We start from the raw sequence: 26,452 nt of genomic DNA, 5'->3' as shown, positions 1-26,452 counted from the left end.
AGCCGATAACGACTTATTGATTCATCTTGGTGGCTGATATGTTTACTGGTAAACAATTTAAAATACCGCAATTAATGAGCTTGGCTATAGGTATTGCACTGACGATGCCTATTCAAGCTGCCGACTTTATAGCACCAACGCCCTGGTCGACTGTTGTCAGTAGTGATTTATCACGTTTAATGCCGCAAGATGAACTAAAGCCGCTGCTTGCGGGTGACACTGAATTTTTGAGTTTGTATCGTGAACATATGAGTGCCCAGCAGCGAGGTGTGGTATTGATCATTCCTGACTGGCAGCATTTACCTACCAATAATGACGGCATTAACTTTTTACGTACCCAGCTTAATGATTTAGGCTATGCCACATTGGCGATGACGGTACCTGATATTGACTGGCAAGCTGTGCCTGCTGATCCGGAAAACTCCCAAAGTGAGCCAGCTGAGAATAACCAAGCAGACAACAGCGAATCGGCCGCTTCTGAAGCTCCCCTCAAAGCCCCTGTACATGTTGATGCGATTGCTCAAATAAGCAATGCGATAATCGATAATTACAAACAGAGCTTAATTGCACGCTTTAATGCCTTGTATCAAAGTGCATTGAATGAAGATGGTAAAATAGTGGTCATTGCCCAAGGCGCGAGTGCCGCAGTGTTACTTGAGCACTATGGTGAATATCCAAATACCAATATAGATGCATTTATCAGCATTAGTAGTTATTTACCAAACAGCAAACGTAATCAACAACTTAACGCCATTGTATCGACAATTAGTCCACCATTATTGGATGTTTACTATAGTGTTGATAACCCGGGTTTATTACTCAGTGTGGAAGATAGAAAACGCTGGGTAAAACGTCACAGTAAATATGATTACCGCCAACGTGAGTTATTTGGTTTGCGCTCAGAGCCGCAGCAACATGAACGCCTCACCAAAGAAGTAGACGGTTTTTTACGCCGCCTTTTTTAAAAACTCGTAAGCAGCTTGAATGTCTTGGCTTTTCTTTACCGCTAATTCCATCATGTGCTTAGGTAACCCTTGTGAAACCAGCTTATCTGGATGATGCTGAGCCATTAACTTACGATACGCTACTTTTATTTCGCGCTCAGTTGCTTCATTATTTAACCCCAACAGTGCCAAAGCTTGAGTACGATTCATGCCACTATTTGGCGGCACATGATGCCCTGAGCCCTCTCGGTAACTACTACTTTGCCCTTGTTGGCGTTGCTGCTGTTGTTGATAGCGTTGCTGTTGCTGACGAAATGAAAATTCTGCTTGGTAACGCTTAAGTACAAACGCAAAATGAGTTTTAGATATCCCCAATAATTTGCTGACTTCTTGCAGCAATTCCTTTTCTTGTGCAGCAAGCACTCCGTCAGAAAACGCCATTTGGATCTGAATTTCTAGAAATAACTGCAATAAATCATGGCGACGAGCAAAACGTTCTTTAAAATCAAAGACAGTTTCTTTGAGCGAAAAGTCGCTGTCTTTTCCCGCTTTAAAAGCATCTTGTGCTTCTTTACGATCATCGCCTTTGAGGCCCATTTCATCCATAAACAAACTGGCCGCACGAATATGGACTTCACTTACCCGTCCATTTGATTTAGCAATGTGCCCCATTACCCCAAAACAACTGGTGAAAAATAATGCTTGGCGCTGATGAATATCATCGTCACCTTTAAATAAACTTGAAAAACCACCGGCTTTATCAAAATTTTGTTTTAAACTTTTGTCAAACATATGGCCCAAATATAAGCCTATAAATAAACCTATAATGCGCCCAAACATAAAGCCAAAACAGGCACCTAAAATTTTACCCCACATAAGGTGCTCCTTTAATCTGTGAATGACTGAAAGACTCATTTTGTTGCGCTGCTAACGAATTATTCAATTGCGCGAGTCGTTCAGGCGTACCAATATCATCCCAGCGACCAATATACAGCTCAGTTGAAACAAGCTGCTCAGCCAACTTTTCTCTTAACAGTGCCCCTAAGCGATGAGAACCTGGAGCAATTCCGGCAAAAAATTGCTGATGAAAACGACTAATACCTGAGAATGTATATTTCGGGCTATTGCCATCTAAATGGCGCAACGTAAAGTCACCATCTGGGTTATGAGGCGGATTTTCAACTAACACTATGTGCCCTTCCCCATCATCTAAGTGAATATGTAGCAATGAGCTCACATCATAGTCGGTAAATATATCGCCATTAATAACAATAAATTGCTCGCCGAGTAAAGGCAGAGCTTGGATAATACCGCCTGCGGTTTCCAGCCCCTGCTCGGGTTCTTGGCTATATTCAATATGCACACCAAATTGACAACCATCGCCAAAGTAATCACGAATTTTATCGCCTTGCCACGCAAGGTTGATAACAAAATCAGTGATCCCAGCTCTTTTTAAGCGTTCAATATGATGTTCAATTAATGGTTTACCTTGCACCTTTAACATCGGTTTAGGCAATTCTGCGGTTAATGGCATCATGCGCTGACCGCGACCCGCGGCTAAAATCATCGCTTTCATTATTTATCTGATGCTTTATCAAGTGCCACTATCGTGGCTGGGATAATGGTGTTGTTGATCCACTGACCCAACTCCACTAAGGACGGGTGATCTTGGGCAACATCACTAATATAATTTAGAGTTGGCAGTACGTTGTCCATATAACCGGATTTACCATCACGTAAATTCAACCGGCAAAAAATACCCGCGGCTTTTAAATGACGCTGAATACCGGTTAAATCAAACCACTGTTTAAAGGTTGCAAAGCTAATATTACTGATCAGTCCTTGTTGCTCAAATTCGCTAAATGCATGCTCAAGCAGGCATTCAAGCTCGTCGTGAGGTAACTTATAGTAACAATCTCGCAGTAGCGAAACCAGATCATAGCAAACAGGGCCTTGCACTGCGTCTTGATAATCAATAATCGCCCATTGCTGCTCACTACGCATTATATTACGGCTATGAAAATCGCGATGCACTGTCACTCTTGGCTGGGCAAGCACGTTAGCAATCAGTAATTCACAGCTAGTTTGCCATAATTTGCGCTCCGCAGGGCTGATTTGCAGTTGTAGAAACGCTTCAACTAGCCACTGTAAAAAAATACTCAGTTCTAATTCTAAAAACGCACGATCAAAATCTTTCATGTGTTCAACTGCAGGCATTTTTGCCCACTGTGCGCTGAGTTTTATTAAATGTTTATAATGGTTAATGCGTTCTTTATCATTGAGCATATCAGCAAGATGTACATTGCCTAAATCACTTAATAAGAAGAACCCTTGCTTTTCATCGGCATGTAATATTTTTGGTAATTTGAAGCCATGCTCAGAAAAAACTTTATTGAGTTCTATATAAGGAGTGTTATCCAGCTTAGTGGGATCTGAGTCCATCACGATATAGCTATCTTGGCCACGATTTAAACGGAAATAGCGGCGAAAACTCGCATCTCCAGTGATCGCAGCAAGCTGATATACTTCATCTTCGAAGTGCGGATTTAAAAACTGCTGTAAACTTTTATAACGGTTCATTTCGTAAGATATCTATTTTTCACTAAGTCAATTACTGTATTTGCCATTGTTTTCCTTTATTATGTCACTCTTATATTCAACGACAGCGTATTAAGGTTAATAAATGAGCAAAACCTGGGGCATAATGATGCTAAGTGTGATCAGCGCACCATCGCTTGCCGAAACTGAACTGACACACAACTTTTGTGGCAATTCAATGCAAACCAGAGCTTGGCAACCGCTTGCTGGCCTTGATTTAGGCATGGTCGATATCCAATCAGATGATATTGAATTGCTTGGTACCCAAAGCGCAGAATTTACCGGTAATGTTGATATTAACACCCTTACTATGAGTTTGTCCGCACAAAGTGCGCTAATTGACAAACAGCGTGGGTTACTTAATGCAACAGGCCCTATTACTTACCGTGATACTATCAGTGAAGTAAATAGCTCTGGTCTCAATGCTGATTTAAATAGTTCTGAAATCAGTTTGCTCGGTGCCGATTATAAATTAACCGAACAACAAGGCCACGGCGGTGCAGAGAAGCTCACAGTAAACCAGTCTGGCCTAGAGCTACTGAACGCAAGCTTTACTACCTGCCCAAATGAAACGCCATTATGGGCAATTCAAGCTGAAGAAATTTTACTTTCTCGTGAAGAAGGCTGGGGTGAAACCCATGATATGGTGTTGCGCATTATGGATACGCCAGTGCTGTACCTACCGTATTTTACTTTTCCAATTGATGAGCGAAGAAAGTCAGGCCTATTAACGCCTAATATTTCCAGTTCCGACCGTTATGGTATTGAAAGCATCACACCTTACTATTGGAATATAGCGCCCAATTACGATGCCACCATAACACCACGCTATATGTCAAAAAAAGGCCTGCAATTACAAGGCGAATTTAGATATTTAAGCGATAGTAACGAAGGATTGGTTGCACTAGAGTATTTAGATAAAGATGACTCTGAGCCAGAACTCGAAGAACGTTTTCTATTTCACTGGCAACAACAAAGCTATTTTAATGAAAACTGGCGTGCAGCTATAGATATAACCAATGTCAGTGATGATAACTATCTCACTGATTTAGGCTCGAATTACGCAACACGTACAGATACGCAACTTTATCGTACTGGTTCACTGTCTTACTTAGGTGAAACATGGCGCACGGATATTAAAGTCCAAAACTTTGAAGTTTTGGGCGATCATACCGAATCTTATGCTGCGTTACCGCAAATTAGCTTTTCGCAAACCACACCGTTTCGCTTTAGCGATATTGAATTAACATTCAATGGTGAATTAAGCCATTTTACCAATGATACGGCAATAATAGAAAAAGCAACTCGGGTACATATCGAACCTAAAGCCAGCTATGGCTATCAAGAGCATGCTTGGTCGTTTCTGTCTGAGTTTAGTGTATTGCACACTAATTATAATCAAGAAGGCGATTTATCGAATACTGACTATGCTGAAACAGTATCGCGTACCCTGCCTAAAGTACGTTTATATAGCCAACTAAATTTTGAACGTGATACCAGCATGATCGACAATGGTATTCAAACGTTAGAGCCGCAAGTACAGTACCTTTACACACCAGACAAAGATCAATCCGATATCGGCCTCTATGACACCACTAAATTACAAGATGACTTTTTTGGTTTGTTTCGTGATAGCCGTTTCTCAAGTGTCGACCGTATAGCTGCTGCAAATCAATTTACACTTGGCGCCACTACGCGATTATTTAACGATAATAGCGAAGAACTGTTTAACTTTAGTGCCGGGCAAATCTTCTACTTAAGCGATTCAGCCAAGCCAACCGCACAAAACTTAGATTCAGATACTAACTATAATGCCTTGTTTGCCGCGCAAACCATGTTACATTGGCACCGTCGTTGGTATTTATCTGGCGGGATCCAATATGACACTGATGGTAAGCAAATCATCCAGTCGAATGTGACCTTAGATTATAAAGGTGACGATAATCAGCTGGTACAATTGAACCATCGCTATGCAAATGATGTCTCAGGCAATACAATCGAGCAAGTTGGCTTATTTACTAGCTTCCCGCTAAGTGAGCAATGGCAATTTGTAAGTAGCTATCACCGCGATTTAGAAAGCGGGCGTAGCATCGAGGTATTCAGTGGATTGCAATATGAATCTTGCTGTTGGGCCTTTCAAGTTACTGCCCGTCGTCAAATTGAAACTGATTTAAATCAAGCGATAGGCCAAGAACAAGCCACTTTTGATTCAAGTATTGGATTTAATATTGTCTTAAAAGGGTTAGGTAGTAAAAGCCGTTATGATGCACAAAAATTATTACAACAAGGTATTTTTGGCTATCGTAGACCGTATTTTCTTAATAACTAGTATTATCGTACTATTAGCAAGAGTATTAGAAAAAGTATGAATTTAAAAAAACTATTAGCATCCGCATTATTAACGCTTGGCTTATGTCAAAGCGTCTTCGCAGCCCCTGTTGAAATAGACAAGGTGGTGGGTATTGTAAACCAAGGGGTTATTTTACAAAGTGAAGTTGACACTATTGTTAACCGTGTAAAAGCGCAAGCCAAAGAACAAGGTCAAGAATTGCCATCCGATGAAACTTTGCGTATCCAAGCAATGGAACGATTAGTAAATCAAACACTGATGATGCAAATGGCAGATCGCATGGGCTTAGAAATTTCGGATAGCCAACTTGATCAAACTTTAGTTAGCATGGCCAAAGAGCAAGGTGGTTCGATCGCAGATTTACGTCGTACAATCGAGGCCGCAGGTGAGAGTTTTCAATCTTACCGTGAAGAAATTCGTAAAGAAATTACCACCCAACAAGTAATGCGTGCAAACGTTGACCGTCGTATTTACATCAGCCCGCAAGAAGTCGATAACCTATTAAAAATAATGGAAAGCCAAGGTCAAAATACTGAAGAGTACGATATTGGTCATATTTTAATTGATATTCCTAACAACGCTACCGCAGACGAAATTGCAAGCGCAAAAACCCGTGCAGATAAAGTTATCGAGTTTTTACAAGAAGGCAAAGAATTTAAGCGTATCGCGATTTCTTCATCAAGTGGTTCAAAGGCACTTGAAGGTGGTCAATTAGGCTGGATGAGCATTAATGAAATGCCATCACTATTTGCTGAAGCGGTAAAAGGCACCAAAAAAGATGCTATTATCGGCCCTCTTCGCTCTGGCGCTGGCTTTCATATCATTAAAGTACAAGATATTCGCGGCCGCCAAGTTGTTGAAACAACTGAAGTACGCTCTCGTCATATTTTGATCAAGCCATCAATTATCTTAAGCGAAGAAAAAGCCCGCACAATGCTTAATGGCTTTGCTAAAGAGTTACGTGCTGGCACTGCTGACTTTGGCGAGCTTGCGAAAGAATATTCAGAAGATCCAGGTTCTGCACTTAAAGGCGGCGAGTACGATTGGACAGATCCTACAACCTATGTACCGCAGTTTAGAGATGCCCTGTTATCGCTTGATAAAAACGAGATAAGTGAACCATTTAGAACCACATTTGGTTGGCATATAGTGCAATTATTAGATAAACGCGTAGCTGATAAAACCGAAATAGCGAAACGCAACCGCGCCCACGGCATGCTATTTAATCGTAAATTTAAAGAAGAAAGCTTTAACTGGCAGCAAGAAATGCGTGAACAAGCCCATGTTGAAATTTTCCCAATTGATGAATAACCAATGACTCTACGTATTGCAATTACTCCCGGCGAACCTGCCGGGATTGGCCCTGACCTACTGTTAAAACTTGCTCAACATGACTGGCCAGCACAGCTGGTAGTGATTGCTGATAAACAATTATTACAGCAGCGAGCCAAACAACTTGGTTTAACAATCAACTTGATCCCGTTTGATGAGAATGCCCCAGCAGCACTTGCTCCTGCTGGCAGTGTTTACCTGCATCAAGTTGATCTAGGTGCCGACGTTGAAATGGGCGTATTAAATGATGCCAATGGTCAATATGTGCTTGATACTTTGCGCATCGCCTGTGAAATGAATATGAATGGGACATTTGCAGCAGTTGTAACAGGCCCGGTCCATAAAGGTATTATTAATAAAGCCGGTATTTCATTTAGCGGTCACACCGAATATTTTGCACAGCAGTCAAATACGCCTGATGTAGTTATGCTATTAGCCACTGAAGGGTTACGTGTTGCCCTTGTGACAACGCATATTCCATTGGCTTATGTATCGCGTGCAATTACCAGTGAACGTCTGAGTAAAGTGGCTGGTATTTTACATCACGATTTGCAAACTAAATTTGGTATCGATAAACCACGTATTTTAGTGTGTGGCCTTAACCCTCACGCGGGTGAAGATGGCCATTTAGGCCGTGAAGAAATTGACACTATTACCCCTACGCTAGAAAAACTGAACAGCGAAGGAATGAACTTAATTGGGCCTTTACCGGCTGACACCTTGTTTCAAGACAAATATCTATCGCAAGCAGATGCAGTGTTAGCAATGTATCACGATCAAGGTTTACCTGTGCTAAAATACAAAGGTTTTGGTAAATCAGTGAATATTACTCTTGGTTTACCGTTTATACGCACCTCAGTCGATCACGGTACCGCGCTTGATTTAGCCGGCAGTGGTGATGCTGATGTTGGTAGTTTTGAATTAGCGATCCGCGAAGCAATTAAGCTCGCCCATGAAAAAGCACAAAATCAATGACAGATAAAATACATTTAGGACACCGCGCCCGTAAACGTTTTGGGCAAAACTTTTTATGCGATGAAATGATCATCGATAAAATCGTCAGTGCAATTGATCCTAAACCGCAAGATAACTTAGTTGAAATCGGTCCAGGCCTTGGGGCTATCACTGAGCCTGTGAGCGAATTAAGCGGTCATTTAACGGTTGTTGAACTCGATAAAGATTTAGCCCAACGCTTAACTGAACACCCATTTTTAGGGCCAAAGCTTAGCGTGCATCAAGGCGACGCCATGAAGTTTGATTTTTCAAGCTTGATGAAAGATGAGCGTAAATTAAAAGTGTTTGGTAATCTACCGTACAATATTTCAACACCATTGCTATTCCACTTATTTGAGTTTGCTGACAACATAGAGCACATGCACTTTATGCTGCAAAAAGAAGTGGTAAAACGCATGGTAGCAGGCCCCGGTAGCAAAACTTTCGGCCGCTTAAGTGTGATGACGCAGTATTACTGCAATGCCATGCCTGTTATTGAAGTACCCCCGGAGTGCTTTAAACCTGCACCTAAAGTTGATTCCGCCGTTATTCGCTTAATTCCGAAGAAACCTGAGCAACGCACAGCAAAAAGCACTAAAATTCTTAACACTGTGTGCTTAGAGGCTTTTAACCAACGTCGTAAAACACTGCGTAACAGCTTAGCTAATTTAGTCACTGCGGATGAATTAACAAGTATCGGGATCGATATCACCTTACGCGCGGAAAGCCTTTCGTTACAACAATTTATTGATATAGCTAATTGGATTTATGACAACAAGCAGTAATTTGGGTTCACCCATTAAAGTCTCAGTAGAAACATTTTATGTTGAAGGCCAGTCACAACCTGAGCTTGATAAGTATGTATTTGCCTATTCAGTTACCATTAAAAATCACAGCTTATGCAGTGCTAAGCTAATTAGCCGCTATTGGCTGATCACTGATGCAAATGGTAAAGAAGTCGAAGTACAAGGTGAAGGTGTGGTCGGTGAAAAACCAACGATTGGTCCTGGCGAAAGCTACAAATACACCAGCGGCGCTGTATTGGATACGCCAGTAGGCACCATGCAAGGTTATTACACTTTGAAAAATGAATTCGGCACTGAATTTGATGCACCCATTAACGTTTTTCGTTTAGCACAGCCTAATATTTTGCATTAAATAATGGCAAACTATGCAATTGGTGATCTACAAGGCTGTTATCAAGAATTTCAGGCTTTATTGCTGCAAGTTGACTTCAACCCAAGTAAAGATCACCTCTATTTAGTGGGCGACATTGTCGCCCGTGGCCCCGACTCACTCGCCTGTTTAGATTACTTATATACACACCAAGATAGTATCACTGTGACCTTAGGGAATCATGATCTGCACCTTATTGCCAACTACATGCTAAACAAACCAGCTAACCCCAAAGATAAACTCGCCGCCCTACTGAGCTCAGAAAAGCTACCTGCTTATATCGCCATGTTGCAGCAGCAACCACTCGCGCTATGGCTTAAGCAAGAACAAGTATTTATTAGCCATGCGGGCCTCAATCCGGCTTGGTCTATTAAGCAAGCTCTACAGTATGCACAATTTGCACAACACTGTTATCAAGGTGCAGATGCACGTGACTACTTTAAGCATATGTATGATCAGCATCCACCGGTTTGGAATGAGCAACTTACTGAATTTGAACAGTTTCGCTATATAGTAAATTACTTTACACGAATGCGTTTTTTAACCCTTGATGAACAATTAGAGCTGACTTTTAAAGGTGGCATTACTGACTCTAATGTAATGATCCCTTGGTTTAAACATCCACGATTTGACAGTTTTAAGAAACATATTGTTTTTGGTCATTGGGCAGCACTTGAAGGGGTAACTAATCATGCAAATATCCACGCTTTGGATACAGGCTGCGTGTGGGGTGGAGCAATGACCTTGTTGGAATTAAAAAACAAACAACGATTCAGTATTAATTCAGTTAATTCTATCTAAATAACCTGAAAAATAATTCATCTTCTGCTAGATTTGTTGTTATGAATGTTAAAAGTAATTAAATTTAATTACTTAACTTATCCGCAATAAAGCCGATAAAGTCTAATTGCTACTCTCTTTATGGAATTTTATATGAACTTAACTGTCAGCCAGCGTATTTGGGGTGGATTTATTTGTATCACCTTATTGCTTCTTTTAATTGGGGGTAATTCACTGTTCAGAATCGCAAATATTAATAATTCAGCACAGCAAGTCAATCAATTATCGCTGCCTGCTTTAGAGCAAAGCTCAGATCTGCAAGTTGAATTTATTTTAATGAGTAAAGCTGCGCAAGCAAGTTTTTACACCGAATCAGTCGCCGAACTTGCGCCAATTCAACAATCTGTATTAGAACAAAAACAACGCTTTGATAAATCTTACTTACAATTACAGCAAGTTGTTCACGACAACCCAGAACTTAATAAAAGTAGCCAAAACGTTGAGCAAACTTACAAACGCTTTATTAAATCGGTAGAAAATTTATTACAAGATAAAAGTAATCAACTAAAGCTCAATAAATCACTGCGTGCGCAATTAGAAGCCATTGAGCTTGCGGCGGAGGACGCTAACTCAGTAGTGTTAGATATCATCGATATAGATGGCTTAGAAGCTAATGATAGTAGAGCGTATCAAGCTGCTAATAAATTAGAAAATAACTTTTTATCGTTAGTAACAAATAGCACTGATATGCTGACAGTGAAAACTCAGAATACCTTAGATATCGTTAAAAATGAGCAACTTTATTACTTAGAAGAAATTGAACGTAGCTTAAACCTACTGAGACCAGCGGTGGAAGCTGTAGAGCCCGGTTTATACAATGACCTAAATAATTATTTTACTTCTATTCGCGATAACATTCTCGGCAATAATAGTATTTCGGCCAACAAAAAACGTTTAATTGATGTCATTGCGACCACCGAAGCAGAGCTCGCTCAAGCAGAGCAAGCGACAACAACTGCATTAAAACAACTCAATGAATTAGTTAGCCAAGCCAGTAATGTCGCGTTTGAGTTACAAAAAGAGGTCAGCAGTGATGTTGCTGCAGCAAACCTGTGGACTTGGATTGGTATGATCAGCGCCACTCTGTTAGCTATCATTGTGGCTTATATTACGGTCAATCGCATCATCAAACCATTAGCTGAAGTTAATCGTATTCTCGATATCGTTGCCAGTGGTGACATGACACAGCGCCTTGATGATAGCGCAAAAGATGAATTTGGTGAGCTATCGCGCAGCTGTAATACATTAATAACAAGTTTACGCAGTTTGATCCAAGGCATTATATCGCGCTCTACACAGCTTGCTGCCGCATCAGAAGAAACCTCAGCAATTACTGGTGAGTCAAGCCAAGCTATTCGCAATCAACAAGCGCAAGTAGAGCAAGCCGCCACTGCAACCACAGAAATGAGCAGCACATCACAAACTGTGAGTAACAGCGCTCAGCAGGCACTTAAAGAAATCAAAAATGCGGATAAAGAAGCTGAGCGTGTTAAAGGGATTTCTAACCATAACAAAGCAACCATTGAGCAACTCGCTCGAGAAGTAGAGTCTGCATCAAAAGTCATTAATAAGCTGCATCAAGACAGCGCTTCTATCGGCAGTATCCTTGATGTTATTCGTGGTATTGCAGATCAAACCAATCTACTTGCACTTAACGCTGCCATAGAAGCGGCCCGTGCCGGTGAACAAGGTCGTGGTTTTGCTGTTGTTGCTGATGAAGTACGATCGCTGGCAAGTAAAACCCAAGCCTCGACGCAAGAAATTCAAGCCATGATTGAGTCATTACAAACGGGCGCTGAAGCCGCTGTAACGGCAATGTCTAAAGGTAAACAACAAGCGGATTCGTGTGTTGAGCAATCAGATTTAGCCAACACGGCGCTGGATTCTATCACCGCGGCCGTTGCGCTAGCCCATGATGTCAGTGAAGAGATCTCAACTGCTGCGCAAGAGCAGCAGCAAGTATCACAGGAGATCAGCGAACGTCTTGAGTCAATTGTAGCGATTGCTGAACAAACAGCTGAAGGTGCAAATCAAACCAATATCTCCAGCTCTGAAGTGGCTAAGCTCGCTGAAGAATTACGTTTATCAGTGGATGAGTTTAAAGTTTAAACGAATAACTCACTGACTAAAAAGCCGTGCTAGGTTTTCTAGCGCGGCTTTTTATTAATAAAAAATTTCTGCTAATTATTCAAGTAGTTAATAATTATTTAAGTAATAAAACCACAACTTTGAGATTACCAAATCGCTATTTAAAACAGCATAAGTAAATAGCGGCAAATTAATTTTTGACTGGGATTTACTCCCCCATTAATGAAGTGTATTATTTTGTGCTAACAAACTGACAACATGTTCGTGATAGTTAATGTTACGTTTAATAATTAATCATAATTGCTTAAGTTATATAAACTCCGTTCAAACCTTTACAGGTAAAAAGTAAATTGCGATTTAACACTGACCCAACACAAAGCTAAAAGCTTTAAACATTACTCAAACCCGCTATTATAAATAGGTATTCAGTTGTGTAATATCCCAAGGATTTTTAAAATTGATGTGAAAAATCTACACAAAATATTAATCTACATAGTATGTATTTATTCTGTAACTAGCAGTATAGATAGCTTTGCAAATTCAACTGAAAAGCCTTTTTTTAAAGTCTCACCAACTGTGTGTATTACTCAGGGCAAGATCATGAACTTTACCTTGACATAAATTTATGATCTTATACTGCTTTTCAGATTAAGCAGCCCAATTATGTCAGCCAATACATTATTCGAACATTTTTCTTCCATTGATGACCCACGCCAGCAAGGCAAAGTGCAACATCCGTTATTCGATATTCTGTTTCTAACTATCAGTGCCGTAATCGCAGGTTGCCAAGGCTGGGAAGAAATAGAAGATTTTGCCCATGACAAACTATCTTGGTTACGGAAATTTATCGCACTATCGAACGGTGTGCCTCGGCATGACACGATTGCACGGGTCATAAGCCGCATTGATATGACCCAGTTTCAAGCCTGTTTCTCTCAATGGATGCAAAGCTGTAGTGAACTCACAGACGGCAGTGTGGTTGCCATTGATGGAAAAAGACTAAAAGGTTCATTTAAACAACCAGATAGAAAAGATGCTATCCACATTGTCAGTGCGTTTGCCTGTGAAAATGGTGTGACGTTAGGTCAATGTAAGACCGACTCGAAGTCCAATGAAATCACCGCAATCCCAGAGTTGCTTCAGTTACTAGAGCTAAAAGGTTGCTTAGTGACGATTGATGCGATGGGTTGTCAAAAGGAGATTGCGAAGCAAATTATAGAAAAGGAAGCGGATTATTTGCTGGCTCTCAAAGCCAATCAGGGCAACTTATTTGAACAAGTAAAACAGCTCTTACAACCAGAAATATCACGCCAGATAGCGACTGATAGCTTATTAACTGAAGTAGATTATCAGCGAGGTCGAGAAGAATTCAGGGCGGCTGTTGTCTGCCATGATATGGCTCAAATTCCTGCAAGTGCTAGTTGGCCCAATTTACAAAGTGTAGGCGTGATAGTGTCTTACCGTAAAGCGGATAACCAACAGCAAGGTGAATTAACATATAGGTATTACATCAGCTCTGCAAACATGAGTGCGCAAAGGCTAGCTGAAGCTACACGAGCGCATTGGCATATTGAAAACAGTCTTCATTGGTGTTTGGATGTGGCAATGAATGAAGATGGTTGCCGTATACGCCGCGACGGCGCGGCAGAAGTGCTAGCTGGTGTAAGACATATTGCATTGAATTTATTAAAGAAAGAGATATCCTTTAAGAAGGGTGTGCGGGCTAAACAGCTAAAAGCAGCTCGAAACGAGTGCTATCTAGAAAAGGTATTGAATAGCAAGTGATTTTTCATGCTCTTGCCCTGATCTATACCTGTGTTGTTTGCCAACACAGCAAAGGTCAGTGGCACTTTATCACCAACTTTCGCACCCGTTTGTGGGGAGCCGAACTCAACAACATTCTTACCACGAGTGATTTTAAATGGAATTGAGCCTATATTACCTGGATTAACGGCAGATGTGCCCACATCTATCAGCGAGTAGTACACGCTGTCTTTTTCCATCTCCATATCCCAATTAACGGTCATGTCAACAGGTTGACTACCATCGCTGGCTGGCACACTAACATCAAAATTATCCGCTATTTCATCCTTAACGATGGCAATGGCTACATCAAACGATTCTTCAACACCAATATGGCCACTGTCATTAGGGTTATAAATAACTGCCCAATACTCACCTTCTTCTGGATTATTAATATTACAAAAGTTGTTATACATAATATGGTTTGATACACACAAGATCTCATCTTGTGGCTGAACTACCCCATCACCATTATAATCTTTACCAATGTAAACGATCGCATTCCCTTTACCTAACGTACCATCTAAAGGTGATGCAACCCCCGTTATTTCAACATTTAAACGCTTGCTGTTTGCAGGAACAGTAATAAACTTAGTAAAAGTCGCTTCATCTAAAATATCGTTCTCATCCACTTCATCAGTGCGGTTTAAAGCCCAAGGGAAAATCCTTTCATCATCTTTAGGGATAGAAACCGTTTCAACATCGGCCTTAACGGGTTTGTATACTTGTCCTATAGGCGCGTCAACTTTAGGTAAAGCTATATTTTTTGCTACATAAGTTCCTTGCTCTGAGTGCGCAGTCGTTTGTAATGATGAGGGTAATTCACCTCGGTCATATTTAAATACGATTGGCCAACGAGCATCAGGGGTATCCGCGTGCTCAGCCTTAAAAGTCAGCGCACTGTGTAACTCAACTTCAGAGTTACTGAACCAGTCCTGCGTATCCATAATCGATGATTTAACGATAATTGTTTGGCTTTCACCTTTTTTCAGGCTAAAAGTACTTGGGATAACTTCGATATTAACGCCATTTTGTGCTGTTTGAGAACGGCTATCTGGGTTCCAGTTAACTACATCATCTTGCGTAACAGACCATGTACCATCTTCCGTTGCCGTGATAGTACGGATCCATTGACATTGCGGGGCACAAGAAAAATTAACTAGGCTTGGGACATTCAATTTATGTGGCGTCCCCCCATTATATGGATCAGCCGCTAAGAAATTATCAGCCGTCTCATCCATCACAAAACCGGCTTTAGCGCATTTGCTACATTCACTCGCCCTGTACCTGCTCGATATGTTTCGGCTTTATCAATATCACCATTGGCACGATTTAAACGACGATATTGCACAACATTATCTGCCGTCATTAATAGTGCCGATTGGATCTCAGCTGGGGTCCACTCTGGGTGTACCTGGCGAAGTAACGCCATCGTACCAGCTACATGCGGTGATGCCATTGATGTACCACTAATCGCAATATAATCTTGCCCATGGGGTGTTGTAAACGGATGCTCATCAGAGTAGGCAGCATAAATATTAACCCCAGGCGCAGAAATAGCAGGCGCTAAAATTTCTTCATTCGCATAAGATGGATCACGAGATGAGAAAGCTGCAAGCCAATCAGCATTGTCTTCATTTATACGACGTTCAATTACTGTTGGATTAATGGTAATTTGATGACCTAGCTCTGAGGTACTATCAAGCCAGTCTTCTAAGCCTTGCTCAGGGTGAACACCATTCCACTGTTCATAGGTAAAATGCGCACTCGGTAGTGAATAACTTTCTGCCACAGTGCCTTGATCTCGATTTTGGTTGTACATAATGAAACCATCTGCACCACCGGCTTTAATATGCTCAACTTTGGCTGTTCGAGCATTTGCGTTCGGATCTTCAGGATCATGACGCTGACACACCACAAGTACATTGGTACTGCCATCCGCTGCACCTGGAATTTCAGTGCCGTCTTTAAAGAAATCAAAAGTACCCGCAGGGTAATCGGCAGTACAGTACCCCATACTATCCACTTCGCCGTTGATATCTTCATAATCTTTGGCCCAAACCACAACACCGGTGATTTCATCTGTATTGATTGAACCACCCACTAAACCAGTTTCAGACCACGTAGGTACTTCACTGCCTAGCTCAGGATCAATAAAACCGGCAAAATCAATAGCTGTTTCCACAGCGATACTACGTGCATGTGTTGTTGCAGCGACTTGTGCAAGCCAAGGTGATGAATATCAAGTGCACCAAAACATTCCGCACCACATGCTTGACCACTATTACCTGCGGCTGCGGCAACACTAATACCAGCCTCTCGAGCTGCTAAAAAAGCCAACTGAACAGGATCAGCCCAAACATTAGAGTCTGCTCCACCAATTGAAAAGTTAATAACATCTACGCCATCAGATATTGCATCTTCAATACCTGCGATCAAGGCTTCGCCTGGACAACCTGTGTACTCGTCGCTAGTTGGGTAACATACTTGGTAAGAAATAATATTTGCATGGGGTGCCACGCCTGAAATTTGTGGAAATAAGGCATCTTTGAGTATCACACCATCAGATTCTTCACCTAAACCTGCAATCATATAAGGTACGTCATAAAGTATATTACCTGCAGCTGTAGAGGCTGTATGTGATCCGTGGCCTTGGTAGTCCTCACCAATGGCAGGCCAACCTGGGATCATTGCTTCATATGCATCGGTAATTACATCGTAAGAACGCACACCAATCAGTTTATTGTTACACTGCACTTCATCAGGTTCTTCAACACAGTCACCGACATAAACACCAGCACCAAATGGGTTTGTATGCTCATAGCCATCCCCCCCCTATTGCAGAAAATGATGGGTGATCAGAGTTAATGCCGGTATCAATAATACCCACGATTTGGCCTTCACCTTTACCTTGAATGCCGCTTGGTACGCTCGTACCGTCCCAGATTTTATCTGCGCCAATATGCTTTGGACCTTCATCTGACAATAGGTCATATTTTTTTGCTCGCATCACAGCATCAACACCGCCTAAACTTGCTACGCGTGCAGCCTCGGTTTCAGTCATTTTAACTGAGAAACCATTAAGCGCTTTTGTAAAATGGCGTCGCACTTTAGTGCGCCCCGTTACAGCTGTTACATTTTGCATGACTGTTTGCTGCTTAGAAATAAGCTTATTTTGGTATGTTGTCACCGCTGCAGAAGTCGCTCGACCTTTTTCAAAAATTTTACTCACGCCTTGTGTACGTAATGTTTTTGCTAGTGGTGAGTCAAAATTTTGTGCCTCCAATGCAACTGAGTTATTTTTTAACTTAACAATGTAAACATGCTCACCATCAAGGCCTTCTTCTTGGAATTTATTGCCATGAGAATTAAGCTGAACATTCAAGCCATCATTTTGCAACATAGAAGATGAATATACCTGATGAAATTTATCAGCTACTTGTTTTGCTTGTTCTTGGTTAATATTTACAGCTTGCGGTGTATGCTCATTAGGCTGCGGAATATTTGCAGCATGCAATGCACTGGCGCTACATATTGCAACGGCAACAGCAGCGGAAACAGTCGTTAATTTCATAGTAATACCTAATAGTAGTTTTTATAAATATCCATAAACTTAAATTTAACATCCAAGTTAACTACCATTAACTACAACACGTGCAAAATGCATTATCACTTACAAGTATGTATCATTTTGTACGCTTTAAGTGCAACAGTGTAAAAGCACAGCCTCAATATTAAAGCGTATAAAAACAAAAAAGCCGCATTGTAAGTAATGCGGCTTATCATTATATCGCGAAATAAATTAGTCTTGAGGATACTCTCGATAAGCACGCTCAATATTTTTAGCCTGTTTCTTAGAAACACCTAAGTGGGCTAAAGCGACTCTTAATCGAGCTCTTGATAGATCTGAGCCTAAAATCTCCATGGCATCAAGCACTGACGTTGAAGATGTTTTACCAGTGATAGCCACAAAAATCGGTTCTAAGAAGTCTTTGATCTTCAATTCATGGAAAGTTGATACAGCTTTTGCGACTGCAAAAATTTCTGGTTTTTGCCAGCTGCGTAAACCTTCAAGCTGCCAGATAAAGAACTGTAAAGCTTGACGAATTACATCTTCATCGGCTTTGCCAGCTGTTAATAAAGTGGGATCATAGCTTGGTATACCCCCCACAAAATGACCGGCTAAATCAACCATATCTGATAAAGTATTAATACGTGTTTTTGCTTCAGGTAACACTTTAGCCAGCATTGCACCGTTAAACTTCCAATCTACAAAGCGCTGAATAAGCTCTTGGTCAGAAAAGTTTTCGCGGATCCACATACCGTTTAACCAGCTTAATTTATCCACGTCAAATACCGGGCCACCCAATGACACACGTTTCATATCAAAGTGTTCAATCATCTCTGCTAGGGTGAACTTTTCGCGTTCATCCGGCATTGACCAGCCCATACGGCCAAGATAGTTAAGTACCGCCTCTGGTAAATAACCCATTTCTTTATAGTAATTAATAGAGGTTGGGTTTTTACGCTTAGAAAGCTTTGATTTATCTGGGTTACGTAGTAAAGGTAAATGCCCTAATACAGGCGCTTGCCAACCAAAATCTTCATATAACTTTAATAGTTTCGGCGCAGAGTTGATCCACTCTTCACCACGGAAAATATGGCTAATTTCCATGTGGTGATCATCAACCACGTTAGCAAGGAAGTAAGTTGGGAAACCATCGGCTTTAAGTAGCACTTGCATGTCTACGTTTTCCCATGGGATCTCAATTTCGCCACGTAAGTAATCGTTAAATTTAAATGTGCCCTCTGATGGGATATTCATACGAATAACATAAGGCTTACCAGCAGCTAAGTTTGCTTTAATTTCGTCATCAGTAAGCTTTAAACCGCGGCCATCGTACTTAGGACGAAGGCCTTCCGCCATCTGCTCTTCGCGCATTTGATCCAACTCTTCACTGGTCGCGAAACAGTAAAACGCTTTACCGTCGTCGACAAGTTGGTGAGCATACTTTTTATATAAATCGCTACGCTCTGATTGACGGTATGGGCCAAACTCACCACCTACATCGGGACCATGATCCCACTCAAGTCCTAACCATCGTAAGCTATCCATGATCGCTTGCTCTGATTCTGCTGTGCTTCGCACTTGGTCAGTATCTTCAATACGAAGTACAAATTCACCACCTTGTTGCTTAGCAAAACAATAGTTGAATAAGGCGATGTAAGCGGTGCCAAGGTGCGGGTCACCGGTAGGTGAAGGCGCAACACGAGTACGAATTGTCATGGTTTTGTTCTCTTTAAAAAGGACTATAAAAGTTGCCCAAATGCTAGCATAGCATGGGCAATTTTCGAAGTTATTGGCCGCTTTATACAGCGACTTTATTTAAGTAAGCGATAATATCGTTTGATTCATATAACCAAGTGACTTGATTATCTTGTTCAATACGCAAACAAGGCACTTTTATTTTACCACCTTGCTCAAGCAGCTCGTGACGATATTGCTGGTTATTCTTAGCATCGCGAGTTTCAACTTTTAAGCCTTCACGCTTAATCGCACGGCGTACCTTTACACAAAAAGGACACGCTTTGAATTGATACAATTTGAATTGAGCAGTCAATTGATCTAACTGTTGTTGCTCATCCGCAGGGCGTTTTTTACTGCGAGGAGTAAATACAAAATCAAAAAAGAGGATTAAACTACCTAATAACCAACGAACTAATTTCATCAACTGAGCCCTGTTTCCAACAATTTAAGGGCGTGGATTTTAGCACAGTTAAAGCAACTGCAAAAGATTCAAAAAAGCTCAATACCATCATCATTAACGATATCGTCCACGACATTGAGATCACTGTATGCAGTGACTAGATTACGGCCGTTATTTTTCGATTCATACAAGGCTAAATCTGCTTTATGAACTAAGGTTGCAACCATATCAATATGGCTGAGCTCTAAAAAACCCGCACTGACAGTTAAATTACCGACTTGAGGAAAAGGGTATTCGGCAACATTAGTCCGTAATCGGTTTAATACACCTCGAGCAGCTGCTTTATCATCGCTTTGAAACAATACTGCAAACTCTTCGCCGTAGCGAAATACATAATCCTCTAAGCGGAAATTATTTTTCAATAGTCTGGATACCAATAAAATAACTTCGTCACCGATAACGTGACCAAAGTTATCATTGACCCGTTTAAAGTGATCAATATCAATAATCGCTAAATACCAGTTTTTACTTTCTTTAAGTGCTATATTTTTGGTTGAAAAATCGTCTCCTGAAAGTATTTCAATTACTTTTTTCTCAAACGTTTGCCGATTAAGTAATTCTGTTAAGGGATCTAACCGTGACTTATGGATCAACGCTAACTGATTAGCATAAACATTTAAGATATGCAGTGCTAATACAGTAGTGCCTTCAGGCAGTTCATCTTTTGACTCAACCATTAATAAACCAATTACCGTGCCTAGATAATACACAGGCACATACGTTGTAATACAACCGAAGGCACTGCTCACACGGACTTTATTTTTGCTAACGTTATCCAATAGGTGCATCAGCTCATCAGCTACAAACTGCTCTATTTGGCTATCGACATTTAATAACGTAGGAGGAGTTTGTGGATTGAAGTGTTTATTAATATATAACGCAAACACTTGCATGTCTGCCAGTCCAGAAATAGCGGTGATAAGCGCAGCATCTAGTGACTGCTCTTCGGTTTGTTGTGTTAAGAATACAATCCATTCGTGCCCGCAAGGGTTTGCTATCATCTAAACCAACCTAAACAAATACATAACATTTAGTTTAGGTTAGCTTTGCAGTTTTACTAAATTATTAGTTTAGAACAATACCAAATCATCACGATGGAGTACTTCACTGCCACAATCAAAATCTAGTAACGTTGCAATTTCACTTGAGTGGCAACCTTTAATTATATCGGTTTCCACTTTACTAAAACGCACTAAACCACGAGCCACTAATTGCCGTTCGCTGGTGACTAGATCAATTAAATCGCCACGTTCAAATTGACCATGTACACCACACACACCTTTGGCTAATAAACTAGCTCCTTGTTGTTTTAAAGCATTAACCGCGCCAGCATCAATAACTATTTGACCACTACTTTTAGGCCCTGCTAATAACCATTTTTTACGACCATCTCTTGGCGCTGTTAGTTTTAGAAAACGGGTGCCTGGTAACTGATCACTCATGCAATTGAGGATAACATTTTCACCCGCACCTTTGGCAATGATCACCTCAACCCCGGCACGACGAGCGATATCTGCAGCTTGTAATTTGGTAGCCATACCACCAGTACCTAAATTTGTACCACTGCCACCTGCAAGCTGGCGTAACTCATCATCGATATGATTCACTTCATCAATAAGTTGAGCATTGATGTCAGTACGCGGATCGCTGGTGAATAAACCTTCTTGATCGGTCAATAGCAATAGCTTGTCCGCATTCGCTAATATTGCCACCAGCGCCGAAAGGTTATCGTTATCACCGACTTTAATTTCAGCAGTCGCAACGGCGTCATTTTCATTAATGATCGGCACCACATCATAACTTAATAATGCAGTTAAAGTATCGCGAGCATTGAGGTAGCGCTCTCTATCATCAACATCTGCACGGGTTAGCAGCATTTGCCCTACATTCACGCCATATAAAGCAAATAAGCTTTGCCATGTATGGATAAGTTGGCCTTGGCCAATTGCAGCAAGCATTTGTTTATCAATTAATGAACGACCACAGGGTTTTAATAGCTGTTCACGACCCGCAGCCACCGCACCGCTTGATACGAGTACGACTTGATGACCTTGCTTTTTTAGTTCACAACATTGGCGAACTAATTCGACCATGTGCGCTTTGTCGAGTTTATCAGTGCCGCCGGTGAGTACACTCGTTCCCAGCTTAACCACTATTACCTGTGCCCTTTGCATGCTTTTTACTACGGTTCAAAAATGAAGGATTTATTTATACCATTTATCGATTTTTGAACAAGTAAAAAATATTCATGCTAGGATCGCCTTTTACTATAATCATACGACGTTTATGCCAGCTAGCCTTTGTTTGATCATTGCTACCTTTTTATGGGGTAGTTCATTTATCGCTTTAAAATATGCCATTGCTATCTATGACCCAGCATTAGTCATTTTCTTACGCATGCTCACCACCTTAGTATTAGCGCTGTGCTTATGGCGCTATGTGATCCGCTTTGACTATCACAAAGGAGATTGGAAATACTTAGTTGGCATGTCCCTCGCAGAACCTTGCTTGTACTTTTTATTTGAAGGCCATGCAATGGAATATACCTCGGCCTCACAGGCGGGTGTGATTGTTTCGTGCTTGCCAATAATAGTGGCATTTTTGGCTTTTTTTATGCTCAAAGAGTACATCAGTAAAGCGATTGTCCTTGGTTTCACCTTTTGTATTGGCGGCAGTATTTTACTTACTTTACTATCGCCAACGTCAGAGCAAGCCCCTAATCCATTACTTGGTAATTTTTTAGAGTTAATGGCAATGGTGTGTGCGGCATTTTATACCGTTTCAGTGAAGCACTTAGCCGCCCGTTATTCACCACTTACACTCATTGCGCTACAAGGTTTTAGTGGCAGCCTATTTTTTGCGCCATTTTTACTATTTATTGATTTACCTAGCGAAAATCAGCACGATTTAACCGCCTTATTAAGCATTCTATATTTAGGTTCGTGTGTAACACTCGGCGGCTATGGCATGTATAACTATGCTATTAGTAAAGTGTCAGTGCTTACAGCCGCAGCCTATTCGAACTTAATTCCAATTTTCACGCTTATTTTGTCGGCAATTATTTTGGGCGAAATCCTTACGTTAGGGCAATGGCTAAGTATATTCGTGGTATTTATTGGCGTGATGATAAGCCAACGCCATCAGGAACTGGTTATCGATGTAAGTGACGAGGTTTTATCGGATGTCCCCTTAGCTGATGATAGCTTACTTGCTGAAACAAGTAAGCGTAACTCTGTACCTGACGCCAGTGAATTAAAAGGATAACAGGTCAGTAAGTACAGCCCCGTCGTTGCTAAAAAGTCATGCTGGGATTGATGAATAACATCAATCCCACGCACTTGATATTGCTCTATCAAGCCATCTTGAGTTTGCAAACTAAACTGCTCGCCTACCTTCACTTTTTGTAAAAAAGCAAAATGGGTATCGTTATGCCCTGCAATCAAAACACCACGATCTGAGCCAAGCTCACCACTTGGTAAAAAGTGACTGGGCGCAAACGCTAAATTACGACCACTAGCACCCGCTAATAGTGTTAATGTTTGCTTTTGGCTTGGCCAATTTAGTTGCGCCGTTACATGACTGTCGGCATAAAACCATGGCTTTACTTGCAGATCTGGTGTTGTCAGTGCCTGTTGCCATGCCTGCTCTATCAGGTACTGTGCCAGCCATGCTTTGCCTTGCATATAACTACCATGACCAAGCAGTGCCAAGCCAACAATCAACAATATAGCTCCAATCACTGCTTTCATTTTTTAAACCTAAGCGCAGCAAACCCCGTTAATAGCAACATTCCCAACATAATGTATTGTCGGCTTTGCCCATCAGTTTGCGGCAAACGCATGGATAATCCCTCTGGAAGCTGATTAGCAGCTTGTACGTTTTGCTCAGCAACCGTGTTCGACTGCGTTTTTTCAATTGCGATAAAAGCGGTAAATGGACTAAGTAACTGATGCTCAAGGGCTAGGCTTTCAACCTGCGCTTTTACTTGCTGTTGCTCGTTATAAAGCAACAGCGATTTAATTTTTTGTCGTGCCCATAGCCTTGCAATCCCCTGCGCTGATTGCCCTTGTTGAGTGTTTAATTTTATTGCCAGTGGTCCTTGCGCTGTTTGCCCTGTTAATGTGATTGCAGCTTGGTTATCAAGTTTAACTGCCACCATTACCGGCTCAGAAAAATACAAGTCTGGTAACGGCGATGGCCAATATTCAAGCGCTTGATTTGCCAACTCACTACTAAGCGCAAGCTGCGAAATTGCCGGGTGTGCTAACTTATCAAACAGCTGCTGCATTTTGGGTTTAACTTCACCGCTGTTACCAATATAAGTAAAAGTCCCCCGACCAACATCCGCAGCGCGGCGCATAAAGTAACTGTTTGGCGCGCTGCCAATACCAATGGTAAACAATCGGCTATCACCTAACTGCGCACTAATATGTTTAAACAAACTATCTTCGTTACTAACACTGCCATCTGTTAAAAATACCACTTGGCGTACATAACCTAAGTGCTCATGGCCATCTAGCACTGCATCTAAAGCGCCTTTAATTTCAGTACCGCCATCTGCTTGTAAGTTATAAACAAAGCGCTCTGCGCGGCGTAAATTAAAATCGTTAGCTGGCACAGGATTATTACTCATCGGCATTATTTGGTCGTCAAAGCCAATAATGTTAAAACTATCATTGCTATCAAGTAACGATAAGGCATAGTGCAGCGCACTTTTAGCTTGCTCCATTGACTGACCATGCATGGAGCCTGAAGTGTCAACGACAAAAATCATTTCTCTTGCTAATCGCTGGGTTTGCGTAAAATGGTCGTCTGGCGGCAACAACATTAGCAAACCAAAGCGCTCACCATTATTAAGTTGCTCGGTAAAAAACGCGGCTTGCGCTTGCTCTTTTTGCAGCGGTTTAAACTCCAGTAAAAAATCACGGTCCACTGCATTAGACTCATTTAAGGCTACTTGATATTGACCAAAGGCTGGGTTTTCGATTGCAATCTGATGATACTTAGATTGAATATCGACCAGCTCTAAACCAACATCTATATTAATTATTAAACTAAATTCACTTTGCGCTGTATCACTATGACTAGAGGGTGAGTAAATAGGCGTGATCCATCCTGATGGCGCAAATAAACTAGCTGGCTGTTTTTCAACATTTGGACGCTCGCCTTGCTCTTGTAGCACTGCAGTAATTGGATGGTAACGCGGCGTGATAGTGGTTGGAAATCGCAGTGCAAATGTACCACTGCGATAATCAATCACTTCTTGGTATTTCAGCTCTATTTGCACGTCTTCGCCTGGGCCGATGTTTGCCACGTTAGTGACAAACATGTTTGAGCGCTGCTGATGAACTAAAGCGGCTTGTTTTCCCGCTTGTTGCGCCTGTTGAAAGCGCAGCTCAGCTTGGGCTTTTTTATCAATTTCACCTTTGATCACCCGCTCACCAATGTGCATAGTCATAGCATGCACCGCACTTTCATCGGCCAGCGGAAATACATAGCGCGCATTAACAGCAAACGGATTTTCATTACGATAATGTTGAGTGACCACAACATGGTTTATCAATCCGGTGACTGTCATTGTGGCAGCACTTTTTACAATAACCCCAGGTGCAGCCTTAGCACCATTACTGTCATACATAGTTAGCTCTGGCGATGTACTGGCATTACTTGCACAGCTAACAAACGCGATAAAGGTAAAAAGGCTTCCCCGTAACCATGAACAGCTACGGGTCAGCACTTTGCTTGGTTTACTCAACATAAAAATCACTCCCTTGGCGGCAACTTGGCAAAATGGCGAATTAGTTACTCGCCGTTTGGCTATATGGCTTAGAGCTTGGACGCGTTGTTAACGTTACACGGCGATCAAACATGTTTTCTTCATAGTTATCGTTATCAGCCACTGTTTGTTGTTCACCAAATGCAGTGGCTGTTAAACGAGTTGGCGCGATCCCTTGCTGGATCAAATAACGTTGCACAGCTTCCACTCGCTGTTTAGAAAGCATTAGATTAGCGAGCTCATCACCACGTTGATCAGCAAAGCCGTTTAAATCCAACTGCAAGTCAGGTTGGCTTTGTAATAAATTAACGAGTTGGTCAAGTTGGCTGGCAAAGTGCGGAGCAACTTCACTTGAGCCAGTTTTAAATTGAATAGTCATTGCCATTAGGTTGTGCATTTGTGCTAGAGCAAGGCGTTCGTTATTGGCTTCAAGTTGATCGAGCTGTTCACTCATTTGCGCATTTTGAGCAAGTACATGTTGGTAATCATCAGTTTTATCTTGCAGCACAACTAACGCACGTTGTTGCTCGGCAATTTTATCTTCTGCCACTTCTTTATCGCCAATTAAGCCACCAGCAAAGGCACCAACAAACGCGCCAATTGGGCCGCCCACAATACCACCTAAAATTGCACCTGTGCTCAGGCCAATAACTGTTTCTTTGTGGGTTTCATTGCCAGTGACTGATCTTGTGTCAGCGTGCGCTAAGTTAGGTGCTGTAAAAATAGTAGCGATAGTGCAAGCGATAATAATTTTTTTCATGATGTAATCCTTTTTTGCTGAATA

General features: G+C 41.4%; 23 protein-coding genes and 1 pseudogene. 10 read left to right on the top strand and 14 right to left on the bottom strand.

What is annotated here, in order from left to right:
• The first annotated feature begins 38 nt into the window (after window positions 1-38).
• A complete protein-coding gene (locus NDQ71_RS15750; RefSeq protein WP_192541067.1) occupies window positions 39-965 on the top strand; it encodes a DUF3530 family protein in 927 nt (308 codons plus the stop codon).
• Here NDQ71_RS15750 and djlA read toward each other — a convergent pair.
• From djlA to NDQ71_RS15735, 3 genes are read right to left on the bottom strand one after another with little or no spacing between them, the layout of a single operon-like run.
• Window positions 948-1,820 (bottom strand): co-chaperone DjlA, encoded by an 873-nt coding sequence (djlA, locus tag NDQ71_RS15745; RefSeq protein WP_064665547.1) that lies wholly within the window; start codon window positions 1,818-1,820, stop codon window positions 948-950. The two genes, NDQ71_RS15750 and djlA, sit on opposite strands and share 18 nt — an antisense overlap.
• Window positions 1,810-2,520 (bottom strand): N-acetylmuramate alpha-1-phosphate uridylyltransferase MurU, encoded by a 711-nt coding sequence (gene murU, locus NDQ71_RS15740; protein ID WP_064665546.1) that lies wholly within the window; start codon window positions 2,518-2,520, stop codon window positions 1,810-1,812. Before murU ends, djlA begins: the two co-directional genes overlap by 11 nt.
• Window positions 2,520-3,524 (bottom strand): phosphotransferase, encoded by a 1,005-nt coding sequence (locus NDQ71_RS15735; protein ID WP_192541066.1) that lies wholly within the window; start codon window positions 3,522-3,524, stop codon window positions 2,520-2,522. Before NDQ71_RS15735 ends, murU begins: the two co-directional genes overlap by 1 nt.
• A 103-nt stretch (window positions 3,525-3,627) precedes the next feature.
• On the opposite strand from NDQ71_RS15735, the gene lptD reads away from it, so the two are divergent.
• The 8 genes from lptD to NDQ71_RS15695 all read left to right on the top strand — a co-directional run bounded on the left by lptD (window position 3,628) and on the right by NDQ71_RS15695 (window position 14,106).
• The gene (gene lptD / locus NDQ71_RS15730; protein ID WP_192541065.1) at window positions 3,628-5,871 is read left to right on the top strand and encodes an LPS assembly protein LptD; all 2,244 of its coding nucleotides are present in this window, start codon (window positions 3,628-3,630) and stop codon (window positions 5,869-5,871) included.
• Window positions 5,872-5,907: 36 nt separating this feature from the next.
• On the top strand, window positions 5,908-7,203 hold the full coding sequence (surA, locus tag NDQ71_RS15725; RefSeq protein WP_192541064.1) for a peptidylprolyl isomerase SurA: 1,296 nt from the start codon (window positions 5,908-5,910) through the stop codon (window positions 7,201-7,203).
• Between the two features lie 3 nt (window positions 7,204-7,206).
• Complete coding sequence (gene pdxA / locus NDQ71_RS15720; RefSeq protein ID WP_064665542.1) at window positions 7,207-8,199, top strand: 4-hydroxythreonine-4-phosphate dehydrogenase PdxA; 993 nt, start codon at window positions 7,207-7,209, stop codon at window positions 8,197-8,199.
• Window positions 8,196-9,002 carry a 16S rRNA (adenine(1518)-N(6)/adenine(1519)-N(6))-dimethyltransferase RsmA gene (rsmA, locus tag NDQ71_RS15715; protein ID WP_192541063.1) on the top strand — a complete coding sequence of 269 codons (807 nt, stop codon included), beginning with the start codon at window positions 8,196-8,198 and terminating at the stop codon, window positions 9,000-9,002. The genes pdxA and rsmA overlap by 4 nt, the downstream gene beginning before the upstream one ends.
• Window positions 8,986-9,375, top strand: a complete 390-nt coding sequence (gene apaG / locus NDQ71_RS15710) for a Co2+/Mg2+ efflux protein ApaG (RefSeq protein WP_064665540.1) — start codon at window positions 8,986-8,988, stop codon at window positions 9,373-9,375. The genes rsmA and apaG overlap by 17 nt, the downstream gene beginning before the upstream one ends.
• A 3-nt stretch (window positions 9,376-9,378) precedes the next feature.
• The gene (locus NDQ71_RS15705) at window positions 9,379-10,194 is read left to right on the top strand and encodes a symmetrical bis(5'-nucleosyl)-tetraphosphatase (protein ID WP_192541062.1); all 816 of its coding nucleotides are present in this window, start codon (window positions 9,379-9,381) and stop codon (window positions 10,192-10,194) included.
• Window positions 10,195-10,326: 132 nt separating this feature from the next.
• Window positions 10,327-12,342, top strand: coding sequence for a methyl-accepting chemotaxis protein (locus tag NDQ71_RS15700; protein WP_192541061.1), 2,016 nt, complete (start codon window positions 10,327-10,329; stop codon window positions 12,340-12,342).
• A gap of 642 nt (window positions 12,343-12,984) precedes the next feature.
• On the top strand, window positions 12,985-14,106 hold the full coding sequence (locus NDQ71_RS15695; RefSeq protein ID WP_301561817.1) for an ISAs1 family transposase: 1,122 nt from the start codon (window positions 12,985-12,987) through the stop codon (window positions 14,104-14,106).
• On the opposite strand, the gene NDQ71_RS15690 is transcribed toward NDQ71_RS15695, so the two are convergent.
• From NDQ71_RS15690 to proB, 8 genes are all read right to left on the bottom strand, one after another.
• Complete coding sequence (locus NDQ71_RS15690) at window positions 14,076-15,368, bottom strand: hypothetical protein (protein WP_301561816.1); 1,293 nt, start codon at window positions 15,366-15,368, stop codon at window positions 14,076-14,078. The genes NDQ71_RS15695 and NDQ71_RS15690 overlap by 31 nt on opposite strands.
• Complete coding sequence (locus NDQ71_RS15685; RefSeq protein ID WP_192541162.1) at window positions 15,365-16,309, bottom strand: S8 family serine peptidase; 945 nt, start codon at window positions 16,307-16,309, stop codon at window positions 15,365-15,367. Before NDQ71_RS15685 ends, NDQ71_RS15690 begins: the two co-directional genes overlap by 4 nt.
• A complete protein-coding gene (locus tag NDQ71_RS15680; RefSeq protein ID WP_192541163.1) occupies window positions 16,264-16,881 on the bottom strand; it encodes a S8 family serine peptidase in 618 nt (205 codons plus the stop codon). The genes NDQ71_RS15685 and NDQ71_RS15680 overlap by 46 nt, the downstream gene beginning before the upstream one ends.
• Before the next feature lie 61 nt (window positions 16,882-16,942).
• Window positions 16,943-17,698 (bottom strand): protease inhibitor I9 family protein, encoded by a 756-nt coding sequence (locus NDQ71_RS15675; RefSeq protein ID WP_192541164.1) that lies wholly within the window; start codon window positions 17,696-17,698, stop codon window positions 16,943-16,945.
• A 228-nt stretch (window positions 17,699-17,926) separates the two neighbouring features.
• Window positions 17,927-19,411: a glutamate--tRNA ligase gene (gene gltX / locus NDQ71_RS15670; protein ID WP_192541165.1), complete on the bottom strand. Its 1,485-nt coding sequence runs from the start codon at window positions 19,409-19,411 to the stop codon at window positions 17,927-17,929.
• Window positions 19,412-19,493: 82 nt separating this feature from the next.
• A complete protein-coding gene (locus NDQ71_RS15665) occupies window positions 19,494-19,853 on the bottom strand; it encodes a glutathione S-transferase N-terminal domain-containing protein (RefSeq protein ID WP_192541166.1) in 360 nt (119 codons plus the stop codon).
• Between the two features lie 68 nt (window positions 19,854-19,921).
• Window positions 19,922-20,893, bottom strand: a complete 972-nt coding sequence (locus tag NDQ71_RS15660) for a GGDEF domain-containing protein (protein ID WP_192541167.1) — start codon at window positions 20,891-20,893, stop codon at window positions 19,922-19,924.
• A 69-nt stretch (window positions 20,894-20,962) separates the two neighbouring features.
• Window positions 20,963-22,066 carry a glutamate 5-kinase gene (proB, locus tag NDQ71_RS15655; protein ID WP_192541168.1) on the bottom strand — a complete coding sequence of 368 codons (1,104 nt, stop codon included), beginning with the start codon at window positions 22,064-22,066 and terminating at the stop codon, window positions 20,963-20,965.
• Window positions 22,067-22,178: 112 nt separating this feature from the next.
• On the opposite strand from proB, the gene NDQ71_RS15650 reads away from it, so the two are divergent.
• A complete protein-coding gene (locus NDQ71_RS15650; protein WP_064665530.1) occupies window positions 22,179-23,156 on the top strand; it encodes a DMT family transporter in 978 nt (325 codons plus the stop codon).
• Between the two features lie 2 nt (window positions 23,157-23,158).
• Here the strand turns inward: NDQ71_RS15650 and NDQ71_RS15645 are convergent.
• The 3 genes and pseudogenes from NDQ71_RS15645 to pdsO all read right to left on the bottom strand — a co-directional run.
• A pseudogene (locus NDQ71_RS15645) lies at window positions 23,159-23,575 on the bottom strand (class GN sortase); the annotation flags it as partial.
• A 62-nt stretch (window positions 23,576-23,637) separates the two neighbouring features.
• On the bottom strand, window positions 23,638-25,650 hold the full coding sequence (locus tag NDQ71_RS15640) for a marine proteobacterial sortase target protein (RefSeq protein ID WP_192541169.1): 2,013 nt from the start codon (window positions 25,648-25,650) through the stop codon (window positions 23,638-23,640).
• A gap of 40 nt (window positions 25,651-25,690) precedes the next feature.
• Window positions 25,691-26,428 (bottom strand): sortase-associated OmpA-like protein PdsO, encoded by a 738-nt coding sequence (gene pdsO, locus NDQ71_RS15635; RefSeq protein WP_192541170.1) that lies wholly within the window; start codon window positions 26,426-26,428, stop codon window positions 25,691-25,693.
• Window positions 26,429-26,452 lie beyond the last annotated feature (24 nt).

This window comes from Pseudoalteromonas sp. KG3 (assembly GCF_030436385.1).
Taxonomy (GTDB): Bacteria; Pseudomonadota; Gammaproteobacteria; order Enterobacterales; family Alteromonadaceae; genus Pseudoalteromonas; species Pseudoalteromonas prydzensis.
The sequence above is the reverse complement of the archived record's forward strand: the minus strand, read 5'-3'. Positions and strand labels throughout refer to the sequence as shown.